Below are 18,041 nucleotides of genomic sequence, written 5' to 3'. Positions count from 1 at the left end.
TTAGCAAATATTACTGTTCTTCCATGTCCGCCATATGGTTCTTCAGCCATGCCTTCGCCAGTTCCATATCGTCGAACAAAGACGTCTTGGAAACCCCTTGGACGTCTGCCGCCTCCTGGTAGGTCAGGCCTCCGAAAAACACAAGCTCGATCGTGGCCGCGAGATGTTCATCGACCCCGGCCAGTGCATCCAGCGCGCTGTCGAGGTCGAGAATGTCGGGCGCATTGGGTGCCATCACCACGTTCTCATCGAGCGTCAGGTTCGCCACGCCGCCACCGCGTTTCGCACTTTTCTTCTTGCGCGCATGGTCGACGAGTACCCTGCGCATCGTTTTCGACGCCATTGCCAGAAAATGGGAACGGTCTTTGTATTCGATCTTGATGTCGGCGAGGCGCAGGAAGGCTTCGTTGACCAGAGCCGTTGCCTGGAGTGTATGCGACGCTACTTCGCTGCGCATTTGCCGCCGGGCCAGACGCTGCAGTTCGCCGTGAACCAGTGGCATGAGTTGCTGCAATGCGCGGTCGTCGCCGGCTTGCCACTGATTGATGAGTCCGGTCAGGTCGAGCGGGTTCATGCATAGCCCCCCAGCATCGCAGACTCGATGAGCTCACCGATGGTGCGATGATAAGGCGGGTTGCCGTTCGCGAATTCATTTCTCGGCGAATTACCCGCGGGAGGCTCATCTTAGCAGGTGACCGGACTCTTTGAGCGATCGGGCAACATGCTTCGAGACGGCTTTCGCCGTACTCTTGTCGCCGACAAACAGAGAGCCATTGCCGCGTGTGCGAACGATTGCCGTCCACGCCAGGTCCCCGGTCTCAATGTCGATCAACCTGACATGAAAGACCGCGCGGTCGGATCTAGCCTGTACGTGCGTTGCCGTCCCCAGGTCGGTATTGAAGAAAATGGTTCCGGGACTGGCTCGTTCACTTATGGATTCCAGCGTTATGACGATGGTGGCATTCACTCCGCGCCCGGCCAATACCACCTGCTTCTCTTCGTCGGTCCATTCCCTGAAAGGAGAGAAGAGCTCGCCGCTTGTGTACATGCGAACGTTCGCTTTCTCAAGTTCCTTGGCGAGCCGCTCCGAAACGTACTCGCGGAAGTAGTCGTTGGTGCCCGGCAACTGCACGTAAACAGCGTTGAACGTGTAGTTGACGTACGCCGGGTTGGTTTGGGTGTCGACATCGGTATGGCGAAACGCCGATAGCATCAGGATCAAAGACAAGGCCGTACTAAGTCTCGCGGTCTTTCGAATTAACATCGTAGCCGTCGTATTCATCGCGCTGACTCCGTCGAAAGTGCATGGGATGGCATTGAGCGCGAAGAAGAGTACGTACCGCCGTATTTCTGTGCGCTTTCAGACCGTTACCTATAGCAGCGCAAAACGCATGGAAATGTTCAGTCAAAGGGGTCGAGCTGATTGATTCCACATGGCTTCCGCAAACTTCCTGTTCTGCTCTACCCGTGATTCCAGCCAGCTGCGGCCGGTTCTGCCTTAAACTCACTCTTCTTTCCTACCATTAAGGCGATTTCAGGGTTTGTGCGGTGCTGAGGGAAAGTGTGGCAGGCCAGGGCGAAAACTGTTGAGCTGGTGCGATCCCCCTAACTCCATGCTATTCGCAACCTCGACTGTCAGACCGGTCAGGCTACCTCAGAACAGGAGTGTGGTTGCGGATGCGAGATATTCATCCGCATCAGGCGGCAGATGGCGTTGTTTAAGAAAGGCAAAGGAGCATAAGCTGCCAAGCTAGTGAGCCGCACTTTCCACAAGGCCCGGCTAGAATAAACTTTGCGTCTGTCGCTCTATAGCTGCGAGCGTACGTGGGTCATCAGGGCCGAGTGTCTCAATATAACCAGCCACCGCTTCATCAAACAGGAGGGTTGCGGCATCGATATCATGCTTCGCAACATGCGCTTCGCCAAAACCCAGCAACATGTCAAGATACTCAGGATGAAATGCGCCGAATGCTACTTTTGCCAAAGGCAGAATGTCATGGTACTCGCTGATGGCCTTGTCGGGATTGCCAAGCCTAACGTAGGTATCGGCGATAGCGGCGCGAGTACCCAGAACCTCAATACTTCTCGGGTGAGAATATTTCCAGTCGGCGCGACAGGATGCTCTTGTACCGCTGCATCGCCTCCGCTTCTAGCCCCCGCGCACTCTCAAGGTCAGCAACGCCATGTTCTACCTTTAGGGTAGTCGGATGATTCTCACCAAGACTCATAAGGCTTGCTTCGCTGACTTGCGTCAGGACTTTATCCGCGTCTTCAAGGTAGTTGCTGTTCGGTGATGCCTTGTTCAGGTGAACATAAATTGAAGCCAGGTTGAGTCCTGCATACAAGACGGAAATGTGGGTCGGTTCGTGAATTCGTTGTGCTCGTACCCAGCCCTCCTGAATATAAGGCAAAGCTTTCTGGTATCGGCCGCGATCAGAATACATAGCCCCGACGTTTACCATTGAGCTTATGGTTCTTGGGTGGTTCTCACCTAACACGCGACGTGAAACTTCAAGTCCCTCAACAAACATTGCTTGAGCGCGATCAAGCTGTCCCAGACCGATGTATGCTATCGGCAGATTGCCTAATGTTGTGAGAAACTCTTCATGATTTTCGCCCAAAACCCGTTTGCGGCGTTCGTAGGCTTCCTCCCAGTACTTGGCGGATTGTTCGTAGTCAGAAAGTTGATAATAGACTGAGCCAAGATTGTTAATGGTCTTGAGCGTGTAAACGTCATCGGAACCAAGCGACTCCCTCTGCTTCGCAAGAACATCAAGATAAGCAGATTCCGCCTTGCGGAGTTCTCCCAGTCGTTCATAAATGATGGCCAGATCGTTTCCGGACACCAAAGTCTCGCGGTGCATTGGGCCAAGAGCTTCTGTGCGAAGCTGTAATGCGGATGTATTCAGCGATAAGGCCTCTTCGAACAGTCCCATTTCTCTATAGACGCCACCGATAACCTCCTGTAAACGAGCCTTGATTACGGGTTGGTCGGCAAACTGTTCGTGCAGATTGGCTGCACCGCGATCGAGCAGTTCGCGAGCCGTTAGTTCACCGCCTTGATTCTTGGCGGGGTCGGAAACTTCGAATATGCCTGTAAGAAACCCGACAACTTCTTGTGATGTTGCTGCTTCTCGCTCAGCAAGTTCGCGGGCCTGATTGATCTGCCACGTATACATGCTGGCTCCACCTATCAAGGCGACAAGTGAGAGGCCAATCACAGTACTTACAAGTTTGTTGCGTTGGACCAGCCGTATGAACAAGGAAATCATTGACGGTGGACGAACGGACACTGGGCGATTCTCAAGATATCGCCGCAAATCATCCGCCAATGCGTTGATATCCCGGTACCGATTTGACGGATCATTACGCAGGCAGTGTGAAAGAACACCGATCAAATCCGGATGCAATTTCCCACGTGCGTCTGCATCAAGTGTGGCGGAACGTGCGCGCCTTGCATCACGAATTGCCGATTCAAGGTTCTTGTTCTCATTGGGTAAACGCCCGAGCATTAATTGAAATAGCAGGAGCCCAATCTGGTAGATGTCGGAAGCAATCGTAATGGGCTGCCCGAGCAACTGCTCAGGGCTGGCATTGGAAACCGTCAGCGGGCGCATCTCTGTGTTCTCAGACTGTTCGTCATCAAGTAGTTTGGCGATGCCGAAGTCCAATAGTTTCGGTTGGCCACTGTCATCGACAACGACATTGGACGGTTTTATATCCCGGTGCACAATAAGCCTTGCATGAGCGAACGACAGAGCATCGATCACTGGCAGAAGCAGGCGGACGATATCCGCGTGCGTCAGAGCTCGGTTTGCGACGTACTCGCTGATATCCAGCCCGTCGACAAGTTCCAGAATGAAGTACGACCAGCCCTCACTGGTTGTGCCGGCATCAAGCAACTTGGCAACATTGTTGTGCGTCATGTTGGCAAGAATCTGTTGCTCTCGCAGAAAGCGCGCTTTGAAATCGCGGCTAATACTGCTCGCTGTCGACACCTTTATTGCCACGTCCCGTTCAAACCGGCCATCGGATCGGCGGGCACGGTAGACTCGCCCCATGCCGCCCTCGCCGAGTAATTCGGTGATGCGGTAATCGCCGAATTCGCGGCCGATCAGCAATTCAGCCCCTGCCGGAGCCATTGCTGCCAGCAGCTTCCCGGCACCGCCTGTCTTGAACGGATCACCTGTACTCATGCTTGAGTCCCCCCCGGCGAGCAGCGATGAATCTTGCGAGCGCACGCCAATTGTGCAACATTTTTGCACCGTGCATCGGTAATGTCACAGGATTGATACTTTGCCTCCGTCCGTAACGGTACTGCTCGAAGCCCACCGCAATGGTGATGATTCTGCGCTGAACCTGCTGGCGTCGATGCTCTACCCTGAGCTCAAATCGATGGCACGTCGCAGAGCGCCCGGTGGATCGGGCAGCGGCGCCACAACTTTGGTCAATGAGACTTTTGTCAAACTGTTATCTGGCGGTGAGTTGCGGACCGAGGATCGTCGCCAGTTCTTCGCGCTGGCAGCCACGATTATGCGCCAAATTATCGTTGACGAAATTCGCTACATAACGGCCAATAAGCGGGCCGGTGTAGCGGTCACTCTTGCTGCAACAATAATAGGTGACGATGGGCATGAGCAGGCCGAGTTCTTGCTTCAGGTTGACGAGATGCTTGAATTTCTGCAGCAAGAGGATGTTCGACTTGCACGTGTGTTTGAGTGTCGCTATTTCGCTGGCTTGACGACTGCGGAGACAGCTGAAGCGCTGGATATTTCTCCACGTTCGGTTGAGCGTCTGTGGTCTTCAGCAAGAACGCGTATAGCCGAATTGATAGAGGAAAATGCGGAGTAAGTAAAATCTCTGGTTGCGCAGTCCCTTGCGGAATATTGCCGCAGGTGCAGGTAACAGCGTTGCGCTTCGCCCGGCTGCAGCAATTGTTCGACGTCTGTGTGACGGTCAGCCATGCGCATGTTTCGTTTTGTCATAGTCTGTCGCCTAGAACGTGTGACTCAATCGGAGCGTAATTCGGTCGCGGCCTGAAAATTGCCCGAACAGTCCCTCAGCAGTACCGCTCGATGTTTCGGCGCGGAGTCTGATTGAAGTACTGTCGTTTATTGCATAAGTAATACCCGCAGTTGTGAGCTGGTCCCGATCGGTGAATGAGTAGTACCAGCGCGCTTCTAGGGCAATGGCGGCATACGCGAACTCGCGCCTAATATACAAAGTGCCAATGCGATCACGTGCGGGCCGCACCAGGCCGATTGGCGAATCGGCGACTGTATCAATGAGATACTGCGCGTTGATAAACACGCCAAACGGTCCATCAACATCAAGACCGATTGCCCCTCGATGTTGATCAAGGCCAATAGTTGAGAGTCCGTGTTCGGTGCGTGTGTTGAATACCCGATCCGGTTGCAACGCGTACTCTGCCCTAAGCACCAGTGATCCAAGGCCAACGTCAAAACTAAAGCCCAAGGCATTGCGACGCTCGTAGAATTTTTCGACAGTCGCCGTGTCATCGGCCGTAACTGTACGGCCCAACGGTTCTGGGTCGCTGCCTGAGTAGCCAACCGCACTGAAACCGAGCGCGCCAAACCGGCGCGAGACGCGTATTCCGATTGCGCTGTCGGCAATAGACAAGCCCTGTGGGACGGTTGATATCCGGGGTGTCTCACTTTCCGGCGCGGCTCCGAACCGAAAACGAGATGCGGACAGTTGGAACCAGGCGCCGTGCTCAGGAATTGCGTGCCCGGTTGAGTCCGGCACTAACGCGAGTTCTGCACGCCAGTCGCCAAGACTGTAGTCAAAGTAGGCGCTCCACAATGCAATACGTGAATCACCAGGGTCCTCCAGAACGAACTCGCGAAAATCCTGCGGGTTAATAAGATCCAAGACTTTGATACCATCAAGTCGACCCCAGACAATTTGCTGTTTGCCCAGGCGGGTTCGCCCATTGTCAGCGCGCAGTTCGACGTACAAGTCCCGAAGCTCCGCGTTCCCGGACGCGCCGATGTTGACAGGCTTCGACACACTCGCATAGTTATCGTAAATGCTCGTTCCAGGGTTCAGTTGGTTGTGCATGTCGAATCGCAAGCGAGCGGAAGCGATCAGTGAAGTTCGCGATGACAGCGAGAGCTCCATCGCGGGAGTAATCTCAACCTCGCCCTGTATGCTCTTCTTCGTCCTACTGGCGTACCCGTATGTGAGGTTGGACGAGACAGAGAAAACATCTGGCTCACTCGCTGCTGTATCTATAGCTCCCGCCATTGCGATGGAGATGACGAACCAATAAAGCCCGGGACGCATATCGTTATTCCACGGCCAATGAACCAAGTGCGCGCCCCAGCGTTTGCGGGTCAAACAGCTGCGCGTTCAGGCTTGTGTAGTAGTGGACATCACGAAACGTGAACTCCGTTTGGTGACCCGTCTGATGGTTCGTTGCCACAATATTCGTCGCAGTCCAGATGTTGCTGACTATTTCTATGTCATTTACTTCGATGGTCTTCAGTGGGCGTTGCTTCAGGTCGACGAAGTCTATGCTGACCGGCATCCAGGTCTGCTCGTCGACGACCGCTTTGAAACCTCCATAGCCCAGCTCTCGCGCTATGCGCGAACTTCTCGGTGTACCGTTCAGGCGGTGGCGGACCCGTCCAGCTTCCGTGATCTGGCCGCCATACTCAAAATGCCAGTCACCGGGATAAAACTTCAGCTCGGATTGCATGTCTTCGTAGGAAAAATCTGTTCCGAGGAACGGCTTGCCGCGTTGCGAGGCGGGAATTCGGCGTACTTTGTGCGCCGCTGGTAAATACATCCAGCGCTCATCAGAATCAGTGGAAACATGGTAGTTGTGGCTAAGAAAAGTCACGTTCCGGCTTCGCTTCGGAGCCAGAAACGTAATTCGCGTCTCGCGCAGCTGCTCAGCATTTCGTCTATGAACAAGCGCAACACGTTGTTCGATCCGGCCACGACTATTTGTCATTGTCATATCTACGGTCCTTTGTGTGGCGACTCCTTCAGCGCGACCCGAGACGGCCTGTACGATTCGGTCGGCTTCATCGACAGTCGCCGATGCTCCGTCGCTCCATATGCCCGCGAAAATTGCAACCAACGTGAGAACAGGAATTGAAACGCGTGGCCCTTGTACTGGTCTTGGTGCCCGGACAAACCAATCCCGTTTCGCTGCAAGCATTGCTGGCACGATAGCTAATGCAGTCAGATAGCTCGTAAACGAAGCAAGGGCGACAAGGCCACCGAAACGTTTCAGTGTAGGCAGATCGCTGATCAGCAAGACTGAGAAACCGATGCCCAACGCCGCGGAGTTAAAAAGACAGGCTCGCGCCACGGCGGGTAGGGTCGTGTGGATCGCCGTTGCCAGATCGCCGTCGAGTTCATCTGTTGCTGTTCGCAGCCGGTCAACAAGGTGTATCGCAAAATCGACTCCGACACCAAGTGCGATAGCAGCAAACATTGACGTAGCTGGTTCGAGGTAGATACCGAGATAGCCCATACAGGCGTATAGAACCAGCACAGTGAACACCACGGGTATGACCGCAACGAAGCCAGTAGCCACCGACCTGAACACGGCAATGGAGACGGCAAGCACGAGCACCAACGAGAGTGCGACACCTTCAAAGTGGGATGTCTGAAGGTTGCGCATCCAGTGGTAACTGACATTGACATCGCCTGTCAGCGATGCGCGCAGGCCCGGTTCGTTAAAAACCTCGTCAACATAGCGCTGAAGTGCCTCGACAGCGACTCGGTTCTCGCTGAAATAGTGCGCATCGAGCACACCACGAATGAGCGCGCGTTGTCGGCCAGCGTCGATCTCTTCTTCCAGGTCGCTCGGGTCACCAGATACTTCATACACAAACAAGGCTTCCGCAAGGGCCGCGTCAGAGTCTGGCAGGCGACGTTGAGAAATCTCGCTCTCTGGCAGATCATCGATCGCAGCGTGCAAAATGCTCAGGTAATCGACTATAGACACCGTCTTGCGGACATGCGGCAGGGTTTCAAAGTACGATTGAAGGTCCCGTACCTTGCGCATTGTATTGACGCGCAATAAACCTTCAGGCGCATCGGTCTCCACGAATACATCCAGAAATGCGGTACCCGCGAATTGCCTGTTGATCAGTTCGTCGGCAATGCGGATGGGCTCGTCTGCCGCAAAGTTCTCTACTTGGGAACGGTCAATTCGAAGCTGGACTGCGCCGACTCCGGCGATAACGGTGGCCAGCAGGAAAATCGCAAGCACACTGCGATAATGCAACAACGAGAATGTGCCAATCGTTGTGAGTATGCGGTTCAGGCGATTGGGCGGGCCTTCATGCGAGGAAATAAATGTCGGGCTGCGACCCGGTTCTACCAGTATCATTACGTTCGGTAGTGCGAATATAGAAAATACCCAGGCGATCAGTACGCCGAGTGCTGCGAATACGCCAAAGCTGGTGATAGGCGGCATTATCGACACCGCAGCGATACCCAAGAAGCCGGCGATGGTTGTGATGGTTGTCAGAGAAATAGGTCGAATCATTGTGGTCATTGTCAAGACCACCAATTGGCGAACACTCGCCTTTCGGTCTTGTTCGCGGTACTGGTAGTAGACGGACAAAACATGGATTGCATCGGCGACAGATATCGCAACAACGATGACGGGCAGCGCATTCGTAATCGCAAAATAGGGAATGCCACTCCAGGCCATAATTCCTAATGATCCGACCGCTGAACCTATGACGACGAGTAGTGGCCCCGGCAACGCCGCGGCGCGCCGGAACGCGAGAAAAACAAAACTGAGCACCAGTACGAAAACCAGCGGTTGCAGTTTTCGTGCGTCCTGATCGATGTATTGGCTCAAGTAACCGCTAACGGCAGCCGGGCCAGCGACATGAATAGAAAGGTTAGGCACATTCTTGTTGCTGACAATGTTGACTAGCTCTTGATATGTTGCATCTGCGAGCTTCGGGTCAATGAGTTCAGCCATTACTATTGCGGCACTGGTGTCATCGCTAACGAGCGCCCCTTTGTGAGGCGCCATATTCTCCCAACGCTTGCGACTATCTGCCGCAAAACGGTCGTTGAGTTCGAAGAGATCCACATAGGGGTCGATACTGACGGAGTTACCATCACCGGTGATCGAAGATTCGGTGGCCAGGCTCGTTATGCGGTCGCCGCGGATGTTCGGCAGGCCGGCGAACTCCTCGGTCAGCTCGACCAGAAGTGCGAGAACGTCCGGTTGAAAAACAGAACTGCCATCGGCGGTAACTATCGCGACCGCGATTGTGTCGGAGATTCCAAAAACATCAGCGGCCTTACTGTCGGCAACAAGCGCTTCGTGATCTGCGGGGATAAACGCTTTGACTGAAGTGTCTTTGACGAGCTTTGCTAGCCCCAAGGCGCAGATGATGATTGTAAGCCCCGCAACAATCAGGGCCCGCACCGGTCGGGAGGTAACCCGCAAGAAAAAGCGCTCGGAGATCGTTGGTATCGGCAGCATCAGCCAACCCTCCGCAGTTTACGTTGCCTGAGCGGAGGGGGCCGGTGCTCTGATCCATGGCAGTACATTGCTTCATCCACGCCAATCCACAACCGAATGTGGTCCGGTATTACTGGCGAGAGGGCGCCGGGACACACGCTGTTGACGACTTCGTCGGTATGCACCCAGCTATTCCCGCTACGCAATGCCGCTCGTGTGTTGCCGACTGCTATGCAGCGGTCACGTTTGTCGGTAAAGCAATGCTCGAGATAGAACCAGCGCTGGTCCCAGCTGAGGAGGTTCGTGGTTACGGAGTACGATTGCAGCAAGCGTAGAGAGTGGCGGTAACGAACGATTCCGCCGCCGAGCACAGGCGCCCATCGGTTCTTGCGGATCGAGTGTGCGATCCGCGTCTGGAGCATCCACTCCATCCGGGCAACATCCATGATTTGCAAGTAACGACCATTGTTCATGTGCCCAAAGGCATCGAGGTCATGCGGCAAGACCCTGAAGCGACTCTTGGTCTGGTGCGAATGGTGCCGCGTGGTGCTGGCGAAATTCCGGATCCAGACCAGCAAGAGGCGCAGGTAAAGGTTCATTCTCACGTTCCTCGACTAACTTCGATGCACGAGCCCAGAAATCCAGGCTCCTGTTCTATAGATCGAAATCAGTGAGGAAAACCGCCAAAGAATACAAAGAAGGCGTATATCCGATATATCTGAGAATCACTTGCTTTGCGGGAAGGAGCCACAGCCGAAAATTGCTGATCGTTCGACCCCAAAATCCCCCCTTGTTACTCTTGCCGGGTGACCCAATAGTGTTGCGTTATGGAATACAAAGACTATTACAAGGTGATGGGCGTCAAACGCGACGCCACCCAGGACGAAATCAAGCGTGCTTATCGCAAGCTTGCCCGCAAGTATCACCCTGATGTCAGTAAAGAATCGGATGCCGAGCTGCGCTTTAAAGAAGTGGGCGAGGCCTATGCCGTTCTCAAAGATCCCGAGAAGCGTACTGCCTACGATCAGCTGGGCGCTGACTGGAAATCCGGTCAGGACTTCCGGCCGCCACCGAACTGGGATCAGGGTTTCGAATTCCACGGGGGCAACGCGTCGCAGGGCGGTGCTCAGGACTTCAGCGATTTCTTCGAGACGCTGTTCGGCCGTGGTGATTTTCGCGGAGGTTACACTCGGGCTGATCATCGGCCGTTTTCCGCTCGCGGCGAGGATGCCTTCGCAAAGATCGAAATCGATCTGCAGGATTCCTACAGCGGCGCGACCCGCAGTGTGACACTGAAGCACACGGTGATCGGCGACGACGGCCGGCCGGCTTTGAGCACTCGGACGCTGAACGTGAAAATTCCGAAAGGAGTGCGGCCCGGCCAGCACATTCGCCTCGCCAGGCAAGGCTCACCGGGTGCCGGTGGTGGAGAAAGTGGCGATTTGCTGCTGGAGATTGCGTTTCGACCGCACCCGACGTTTTACGTCGAAGACAAAGACGTTTACCTGAACTTGCAGGTAGCACCATGGGAGGCGGAGCTCGGCGCCAGTGTCAAGACGCCGACACCGGCAGGCGATGTTGACCTGACAATTCCTCCGCATTCAAAGGCAGGGCGAAAGCTGCGCCTCAAGGGGCGAGGGCTGCCAGGCAAAGAACCCGGAGATTTTTACGCGGTCCTGCAAATCGCCCTGCCGCGAGCGGAGACGGCTGGTCAGGAGAAGGCGTATCGTGATTTCGCGAGCGCGTTTAACTTCGATCCGCGGCGGCAAAAGGAGGCCTAGGCAATGAGCAACGACAGTCGGAATATCGTCCTGCAGAGCGAAATTGTTGAGACCCGGGTTGAGATGTCGCTTTCAGATTTGTGCAGGGTTTGCACGGTGACCAGCGAGCGGGTCGTGCAACTGGTTGACGAAGGCTTGGTGGAGCCGGTGGGCAATGAACCGGCCGAGTGGCGATTCAGCGGCCACAGCGTCAGACGTGTGGTGGTCGCCGAGCGTTTATCCCGTGATCTGCGACTGAACCCGGCTGGTGCTGCTCTCGTACTGGACCTGCTCGATGAAGTGCAGCAGTTACGTCAACGCCTGAACAGGCTTGAGGAATCCGAAACGTCTTAAGCCGGTACTATCGAGGGTGTTGAGCGCCGCTCTGGAATACAGGCATTAGCTGAATTCACTCTTTGGCCGTTCGGCTATCTGTTGCCAAAAACTGTAGTCGCCATCGCCATCGCCATCGCCATCGCCAGCGGCCGGGACCGAGCACCCATCCGTGCGGCGGTCGGGGTCCGCAGCCGGCGCGCCGGGAATACCTCTGGCTAGAACAGAGGCTGCAGTCTTTCCCCCGCCTTATTCTACTGGTGGACTACATCCTGCCTGCGACCTTGATTCGTTTATCCGGCATGAATGTCCGGGCGGCGTGCGCTTTCCCTAATTCCGTGCCTGTGGCCCTCCGAATTCCATCGTTCAGCGTGTCCGCGAATTCTCGTTGGAAGGCACCGATCAATGTGGTAACGTAAAAATTACTAAAAATCCGAAGAAAAACGAAGAAAAAGACTGCTCAGTCTTCCCGGACCCTGCAAATCCCTGCTGACGCGGGGCCGCAGACGCGCAGGTAACACTCAGTATCAGTGAGTCGAAAATTCCATGAATGAGTTCTATCCGTTCTTCGTACTGTTGGTTGGCGTCGCTTTCGTCGTCGTCACCATTATCAAATTCAGAATTCATCCATTCCTGGCACTGACGTTCGCAGCCTTCGTCGTTGGCTGGTTGTCGCCTGGTAGGTCGGGAGCACAGGGTAATGCAGCGGTCGCTGCTGTTGATCTGTCCATTCGAGAGTTCGGCAATACGGCGGCGGCAATTGGATTTGTCATCGTTGCAGCATCCATCATCGGCAAATGTCTCATGGACAGTGGCGCCGCCGATGTCATTGCCCGAAGGTTCCTGAAACTACTCGGTGTTAAACGTGCACCCGCCGCATTGCTGAGCAGTGGCTATGTGCTGTCGATCCCGGTTTTCTTCGATACAGTTTTTTACCTGCTTATTCCTCTCGCAAAAGCATTCGCTGTCAGGACAGGCGGCAGCTACGTTTTCTATGTCATGTCTATCTGCGCAGGTGGGGTGCTGACGCATGGTCTCGTTGCTCCAACACCAGGACCCCTCATTATGGCGTCGAACCTGAACTTAAACCTGGGCACAACGATCATTGCCGGTATTGCATTCAGCATCCTGCCTGCGGTGTTGGTCGGCTACTACTGGGCGCGCTGGCTGGGAAAGCGAATGCCTATTCCACTACGGGAAACCGCAGAATTGCCCTTATCAGAACTCGCAGAGAAGTCCAGAAAAGCAGACAGCGACTTACCACCGTTCTGGTTGTCGGTTTTGCCTATAGTGCTGCCAGTCGCGATGATCGCTGCCAGCACGATCGCTGAAGCCGTTAACGCATCTTTGATAGCGAACGGTAGTCCCGGAGTCGACGAAAGTATGTTGCAGGCATTCGAGTTCATCGGTAATCGCAACATCGCAATGCTCACCTCCGCCTTAGTCGCAATTGCAATTCTATTGCGACAAAGTCGTGAGAAGATCAGCGAAGCGATGAACTCGCTCGAGCCTGCAGTGGCGTCAGCCGGCGTTATTATTTTGATTACCTCAGCAGGAGGCGCCTTCGGTGCGATGATCCGTCACTCCGGCATTGGCGAGCTCATCCAAAATCAGATCGGTAGCAGCGTTCCGGGGATGCTCTTGATCCTGCTCGCTTTCACAGTCGCTGCCGTTATGAAGTCCGCGCAGGGATCCGGAACCGTCGCAATGATAACCGCGTCGGCCATCATGATAGGTGTCATCGACGGCATGACTTTGCCGTTTCATCCTGTCTATATTTTCCTTGCCATAGGTTTCGGTTCCATGATCGTTTCATGGATGAATGACAGCGGTTTCTGGGTCGTCTGCAAAATGAGCGGATTCACCGAAACTGAAACGCTTAAGTCGTGGACCGTCATGTACGCCTTGATGGGCATCGTCGGGCTGCTCCAAATCCTGCTGTTCTCTACGTTCCTTTCTCTCAATTTTTTGCCATAGGAATCCGAATGATCCGGTTTCAGTTAAACGTCAGCCTGTTGCTAATGGCGCTGGCTCAGTTTGCCCTTGCCGATAGCGTCCATGTCTACTTCGGTACCCGCGGAGACATAAGCGAAGGCATTTATCATTCCCGCTTCGATACCAACTCGGGAGTCCTCAGCGAAGCTCGACTGGTCGCCGAAATAAATACACCGGAGTTCCTGGCGCTGCATCCGGACAAAGACAAGCTCTATGCTGTTGCGGTCATTGACGGCGAGTCCGTCGTTGCCGGATACCGGATTAACGACGACGGCGACTTATCGAGATTCACTACGTCACCAACCCGTGACGGTAGCGGTACTCATATCAGTGTCCACCCATCGGGACGATTGTTGCTTACCGCGCAATACGGCAATGGCTCGACTGCGCTGTTTCCTTTGGATGAGAACGGTGAGCTCGGCGAGGCAACCGTCACGAAACATCAAGGTGGTTCAGGAGTGGATCCTCGCCGCCAAGCCGCTCCCCATCCACATTGGACGGGTTACTCACCGGATGGACGATTTGCCTTCGTTCCGGACCTGGGTCTCGATCAAATCGTCATCTACCGTGTCGATACTGACAAGCAATCCATTTCCCCTCATGGATTTGCCGAAACCTTGCCTGGAGGCGGACCGAGGCATATGCGTTTCTCCACGAACGGGAATTTTATCTACCTGCTCAATGAATTGACGCAGTCCGTAACCACCTTTCGCTATCACGCCGATATCGGCACGACTACCAAATTGACGACTACGCCTGCTCTGGATGACGCCACAAGATCGAAAGAGTCTTTCAATTCCGGCGCTGAGATTCTGGTGCATCCAAACGGCCGTTTCGTCTATTCATCAAATCGCGGCAATGATTCGGTAACGGCATACGCTGTTGAACCGGAAATCGGCCAGCTAACGGTCACTGAAGTTGAACCCATACGCGGCGCATGGCCGCGCAATATCAATATGGATGCGTCTGGCAGATGGTTGCTGGCCGCCGGCGCACACTCCAACACCGTCGCCGTCCACGCAATTGATCAGGACAGCGGGGAGCTAACCTACCTGCGAGGTCGAATTATCAGCGTTCCCGCAGCCATCTGTATTCTGTTCGTGGAGTAATCAGCAACCCCAGCTAGTGCAAATCCCTCGCGACATCCGACCCCGAACTTCCGACCAGAATATCGAGATCCGCCCCTTTGTGTGCCTGCTCCACCCGGTCAACGTAAATCCTTACGTATCCCCGATCGGCTTTCGGTGGTGGCGCTTCCCAATTTTTCAGGCGCTGCTCCAGTTCCACTTCTGATACGTGCAATTGCAGTAGCCGCTCCTCGACGTCAAGCTCGATCATGTCGCCGTTCTCAACCAATGCCAGAGTTCCGCCAACCGCCGACTCAGGCGAAATATGCAACACCACCGTACCGTAGGCGGTACCACTCATGCGCCCATCCGACAAGCGCACCATGTCGCGCACGCCCTGCCGGATAAGCTTTTTCGGCAGGTCCACGTTGCCGACCTCCGGCATGCCTGGGTAACCTCTGGGTCCGGCGCCTTTCAAGACGATGACACTGTCTTTGTCGATATCCAGATCCGGGTCGTCAATACGTTGGTGATAGTCTTCGATACTTTCGAATACCACCGCTCTACCGGTATGTTTCATCAATTCCGGACTGGCTGCAGATGGCTTAATGACAGCGCCGTTTTCACACAGATTGCCTTTTAGCACGGCAATACCGGCTGCCGGTTGAACCGGATTCTCGAGGGTTGCTATGACATCCCGGTTATAGCATTTGGTATTCAAATAATTCTGTCCAAGGGCCTTGCCGTTCACCGTCAGGTTCTCCTTGTGCAGCAAATCACCTAGTTCCTGCACCACGACATTCAGCCCGCCTGCGTAGTAATAGTCTTCCATCAAAAAGGTCCCGGACGGCATCAGGTTCACTAGCAGGGGAATCTGGCCGCCAAGCCGGTCGAAATCTTCGAGCTCAAGATCAACGCCAATCCTTCCGGCGATCGCCTGCAGGTGAATGATCAGGTTGGTAGAACCGCCAACGGCGGCATTGGCCACGATCGCGTTCTCGAAAGCTTTGCGAACCAGTATCTTGGACAAGGTCAGGTCTTCCTTGACCATGTCCACTATCCGTCGACCCGAAAGATGTGCCATCAGATTCTTGCGCGAGTCCACAGCGGGAATAGACGAGGCGCCTGGCAAGGTTAACCCCAAGACCTCGGCCATGGTTGCCATCGTCGACGCCGTACCCATGGTGTTGCAATGCCCTTTGCTGCGCGCGACGCTAATTTCCGCCTCGCGAAAATCCTCTACGGTAAACTCATTTGTGTCCTTCTTTTCCTTGATCTGCCAGTTAAAAGAGCCAGACCCAATTTCACCGCCACGAAATTTCCCGTTGAGCATGGCGCCACCCGGTACCACTATGGTGGGTAGATCAACGCTGCAGGCCCCCATGACAGTTGCGGGCGTCGTCTTGTCGCAACCGGTAAGTAACACAATGCCGTCAAGTGGATTGGCGCGTATCGACTCTTCTACGTCCATGCTGGCGAGGTTTCGAAACAGCATGGAAGTGGGGCGCATGATCGTTTCGCCGAGCGACATCACGGGGAACTCCAATGGAAACCCACCGGCTTCCAGTACACCCTTCTTAACGAATTCCGCAACTTCGCGTAAGTGACCGTTACACGGCGTCAACTCTGACCATGTATTGCAAATGCCGATTACTGGTTTGCCCTCAAAATAGTCATCCGGATAGCTTTGGTTTCGTAGCCATGAGCGATGGACAAAACCCATTTTGTCGTTGCCACCAAACCATTCCTGGCTGCGCAGTTTTTTCTTGGTACTCATAAGGAACCCCTGGTGGTTACACCGTTGACAGAGCGATTGATGCCCAGCGGGTTTGCATCCTGTAGAGCTAATGGCAAGGCCGCTTGTGGAAAGCCCTGGTAGCAGACAGGGCGCATGAAACGAAAAATGGCTGCAGTGCCCACACTGGTAAAGCGGGAGTCAGTGGATGCCGGGTAGGGGCCACCGTGAACCATGGCGGAGCAAACCTCGACGCCGGTTGGAAAACCATTGACGACTATTCTTCCTGCTCGTTGGCTTAGAGCATCGACCAGAGTGTGGTTCTCAATCAGTTCGACTTCGTCAGCGTGCAAGGTCGCGGAAAGTTGCCCTTGCAGGCCTTGAACGACGGAAAGCAACTCGTCCAGACTGACGCACTCAACAACAAGTGAGCTGGGACCAAACACTTCCTCCTGAATCGCGAGCTTGTCAACAAAGTTGCTGGCGGAGGTCTTCAGAACTTGCGCGCGGCAGAAAAAGCCCTTGTCGCTTTCAACTGGTTGTCCGTGTGCAACCAGTTCGACATTCTCGTGGCCCGCTATTGCCGTTGAGTTTGCTTGATAAGCGGCGTGCACGCGTTTGTCCAGCAAGACTCCAGCGTCAATTCTTTTCAGCTCGCTCGACACACACCGCAAGAAACGATCCAGGGCTGGGGACCGGACGGCCAGTACTAATCCCGGATTGACACAGAACTGTCCGGTGCCAAGGGTCAGAGAGCCGACGAAACCTTTCGCAATTTCTTCGCAATCGCTTTCCAGGCGCTGCGGCAGTAACACGACCGGGTTAACAGACCCCATCTCAGCAAAGACAGGTATGGGTTCGGGTCTCGAGTTGGCCAAATCAAAGAGTGCCTTGCCGCCTTTCAGCGATCCGGTAAAGCCAACAGCTCTAACGTCTGGTGAAAGAACCAGTTGCTGACCCACATCGAAGCCATCGTCCAGCAGCAGCGAAAATACGCCAGCGGGCAGTTTGTGTTTGCGCACGGCAATAGCAATTGCGAGGGCAACCAATTCACTGGTTCCGGGATGGGAGGGATGCGCTTTGACCAGTACCGGGCAACCCGCGGCAAGCGCCGAGGCTGTATCACCGCCAGCTGTTGAGAATGCCATTGGGAAATTGCTGGCACCAAAGACTACAACCGGACCAATGCCTTGATTCATGTACCGGAGATCCGGTCGAGGCAATGGCTGTCGGTCTGGAAGAGCGGTGTCTATTCGAATATCAAGATGACTGCCGTCGCGAATGCTGTCCGCAAACATGCGCAACTGAGCCGTGGTGCGAGCTGTTTCACCGCGAGCCCTTGCCGACGGATACCCCGTCTCCGCGCAGATTACCTCGAATAACTTTTCTCCAAGCGCTTCGATTTCCTCGGCGCAGGATTCAAGAAACGCGGCACGCTCAACGATAGAGAGGTTGCGAAAAACCGGCGCTGCCTCTGTAGCGGCTGCAACGGCCGCAGCGACCTGTTCTTCCGATGCTTTGGTGATTTTCGGAATTAGTTCCTCTTCCGTAACCGGGTTCACGCTACTGAAGGCGCCTGCCATGCCTTCCAGCCACTGTCCATTGATAAGTTGAAAACCTGTGTTGTTCATTCACTTTGCCTTTTGATTGCTTTTCTTCTTTTGAAGCGACGAAATTGGCTG

14 protein-coding genes are annotated in these 18,041 nt (G+C 54.6%); 5 read left to right on the top strand and 9 right to left on the bottom strand.

The genetic code is table 11. The features are described 5' to 3' along the window. Window positions 1–10: 10 nt before the first annotated feature. The 4 genes from AC0L8N_RS08580 to AC0L8N_RS08565 form a co-directional block, all read right to left on the bottom strand. On the bottom strand, window positions 11–574 hold the full coding sequence (locus AC0L8N_RS08580) for an ECF-type sigma factor (RefSeq protein WP_473667217.1): 564 nt from the start codon (window positions 572–574) through the stop codon (window positions 11–13). A gap of 105 nt (window positions 575–679) precedes the next feature. Next, window positions 680–1,282, bottom strand: coding sequence for a hypothetical protein (locus AC0L8N_RS08575; protein WP_473667216.1), 603 nt, complete (start codon window positions 1,280–1,282; stop codon window positions 680–682). A 498-nt stretch (window positions 1,283–1,780) separates the two neighbouring features. Then, on the bottom strand, window positions 1,781–2,071 hold the full coding sequence (locus tag AC0L8N_RS08570; protein WP_473670095.1) for a tetratricopeptide repeat protein: 291 nt from the start codon (window positions 2,069–2,071) through the stop codon (window positions 1,781–1,783). A gap of 4 nt (window positions 2,072–2,075) precedes the next feature. Then, window positions 2,076–4,196, bottom strand: a complete 2,121-nt coding sequence (locus AC0L8N_RS08565; protein WP_473667215.1) for a serine/threonine protein kinase — start codon at window positions 4,194–4,196, stop codon at window positions 2,076–2,078. 100 nt (window positions 4,197–4,296) lie between these two features. Here AC0L8N_RS08565 and AC0L8N_RS08560 point away from each other — a divergent pair, with 100 nt between their 5' ends. Then, window positions 4,297–4,851 carry an ECF-type sigma factor gene (locus tag AC0L8N_RS08560; protein WP_473667214.1) on the top strand — a complete coding sequence of 185 codons (555 nt, stop codon included), beginning with the start codon at window positions 4,297–4,299 and terminating at the stop codon, window positions 4,849–4,851. A gap of 144 nt (window positions 4,852–4,995) precedes the next feature. On the opposite strand, the gene AC0L8N_RS08555 is transcribed toward AC0L8N_RS08560, so the two are convergent. Genes AC0L8N_RS08555 through AC0L8N_RS08545 form a run of 3 tightly spaced genes read right to left on the bottom strand, consistent with a single transcriptional unit; the run spans window position 4,996 to window position 10,068 of the window. Next, the gene (locus AC0L8N_RS08555; RefSeq protein ID WP_473667213.1) at window positions 4,996–6,306 is read right to left on the bottom strand and encodes a DUF1302 family protein; all 1,311 of its coding nucleotides are present in this window, start codon (window positions 6,304–6,306) and stop codon (window positions 4,996–4,998) included. Between the two features lie 4 nt (window positions 6,307–6,310). Beyond that, the gene (locus AC0L8N_RS08550; protein WP_473667212.1) at window positions 6,311–9,490 is read right to left on the bottom strand and encodes an outer membrane lipoprotein-sorting protein; all 3,180 of its coding nucleotides are present in this window, start codon (window positions 9,488–9,490) and stop codon (window positions 6,311–6,313) included. Continuing rightward, complete coding sequence (locus AC0L8N_RS08545; RefSeq protein ID WP_473667211.1) at window positions 9,490–10,068, bottom strand: thioesterase family protein; 579 nt, start codon at window positions 10,066–10,068, stop codon at window positions 9,490–9,492. The genes AC0L8N_RS08550 and AC0L8N_RS08545 overlap by 1 nt, the downstream gene beginning before the upstream one ends. Before the next feature lie 228 nt (window positions 10,069–10,296). Here AC0L8N_RS08545 and AC0L8N_RS08540 point away from each other — a divergent pair, with 228 nt between their 5' ends. The 4 genes from AC0L8N_RS08540 to AC0L8N_RS08525 all read left to right on the top strand — a co-directional run bounded on the left by AC0L8N_RS08540 (window position 10,297) and on the right by AC0L8N_RS08525 (window position 14,666). Next, entirely contained in the window at window positions 10,297–11,250 is a 954-nt protein-coding gene (locus AC0L8N_RS08540; RefSeq protein ID WP_473667210.1) for a DnaJ C-terminal domain-containing protein, read from the top strand. Window positions 11,251–11,253: 3 nt separating this feature from the next. Continuing rightward, complete coding sequence (locus AC0L8N_RS08535) at window positions 11,254–11,583, top strand: chaperone modulator CbpM (RefSeq protein WP_473667209.1); 330 nt, start codon at window positions 11,254–11,256, stop codon at window positions 11,581–11,583. 525 nt (window positions 11,584–12,108) lie between these two features. Next, a complete protein-coding gene (locus AC0L8N_RS08530; protein ID WP_473667208.1) occupies window positions 12,109–13,539 on the top strand; it encodes a GntP family permease in 1,431 nt (476 codons plus the stop codon). An 8-nt stretch (window positions 13,540–13,547) separates the two neighbouring features. Beyond that, entirely contained in the window at window positions 13,548–14,666 is a 1,119-nt protein-coding gene (locus tag AC0L8N_RS08525; RefSeq protein ID WP_473667207.1) for a lactonase family protein, read from the top strand. A gap of 13 nt (window positions 14,667–14,679) precedes the next feature. Here AC0L8N_RS08525 and AC0L8N_RS08520 read toward each other — a convergent pair whose 3' ends face one another. Next, window positions 14,680–16,401: an IlvD/Edd family dehydratase gene (locus AC0L8N_RS08520; protein ID WP_473667206.1), complete on the bottom strand. Its 1,722-nt coding sequence runs from the start codon at window positions 16,399–16,401 to the stop codon at window positions 14,680–14,682. Next, complete coding sequence (locus AC0L8N_RS08515) at window positions 16,398–17,990, bottom strand: aldehyde dehydrogenase (NADP(+)) (protein WP_473667205.1); 1,593 nt, start codon at window positions 17,988–17,990, stop codon at window positions 16,398–16,400. Before AC0L8N_RS08515 ends, AC0L8N_RS08520 begins: the two co-directional genes overlap by 4 nt. Between the last annotated feature and the right edge of the window lie 51 nt (window positions 17,991–18,041).

The organism is Woeseia sp. D3-10 (genome assembly GCF_055809415.1).
The sequence above is the reverse complement of the archived record's forward strand: the minus strand, read 5'-3'. Positions and strand labels throughout refer to the sequence as shown.

Bases quoted from the DNA above. Each gene is read 5' to 3' on its own strand.
- AC0L8N_RS08575 (WP_473667216.1), bottom strand. From the start codon at position 1,282: ATGAATACGACGGCTACGATGTTAATTCGAAAGACCGCGAGACTTAGT.
- AC0L8N_RS08515 (WP_473667205.1), bottom strand. From the start codon at position 17,990: ATGAACAACACAGGTTTTCAACTTATCAATGGACAGTGGCTGGAAGGC.
- AC0L8N_RS08525 (WP_473667207.1), top strand. From the start codon at position 13,548: ATGATCCGGTTTCAGTTAAACGTCAGCCTGTTGCTAATGGCGCTGGCT.
- AC0L8N_RS08535 (WP_473667209.1), top strand. From the start codon at position 11,254: ATGAGCAACGACAGTCGGAATATCGTCCTGCAGAGCGAAATTGTTGAG.
- AC0L8N_RS08540 (WP_473667210.1), top strand. From the start codon at position 10,297: ATGGAATACAAAGACTATTACAAGGTGATGGGCGTCAAACGCGACGCC.
- AC0L8N_RS08580 (WP_473667217.1), bottom strand. From the start codon at position 574: ATGAACCCGCTCGACCTGACCGGACTCATCAATCAGTGGCAAGCCGGC.
- AC0L8N_RS08550 (WP_473667212.1), bottom strand. From the start codon at position 9,490: ATGCTGCCGATACCAACGATCTCCGAGCGCTTTTTCTTGCGGGTTACC.
- AC0L8N_RS08545 (WP_473667211.1), bottom strand. From the start codon at position 10,068: ATGAACCTTTACCTGCGCCTCTTGCTGGTCTGGATCCGGAATTTCGCC.
- AC0L8N_RS08555 (WP_473667213.1), bottom strand. From the start codon at position 6,306: ATGCGTCCCGGGCTTTATTGGTTCGTCATCTCCATCGCAATGGCGGGA.
- AC0L8N_RS08520 (WP_473667206.1), bottom strand. From the start codon at position 16,401: ATGAGTACCAAGAAAAAACTGCGCAGCCAGGAATGGTTTGGTGGCAAC.
- AC0L8N_RS08530 (WP_473667208.1), top strand. From the start codon at position 12,109: ATGAATGAGTTCTATCCGTTCTTCGTACTGTTGGTTGGCGTCGCTTTC.
- AC0L8N_RS08565 (WP_473667215.1), bottom strand. From the start codon at position 4,196: ATGAGTACAGGTGATCCGTTCAAGACAGGCGGTGCCGGGAAGCTGCTG.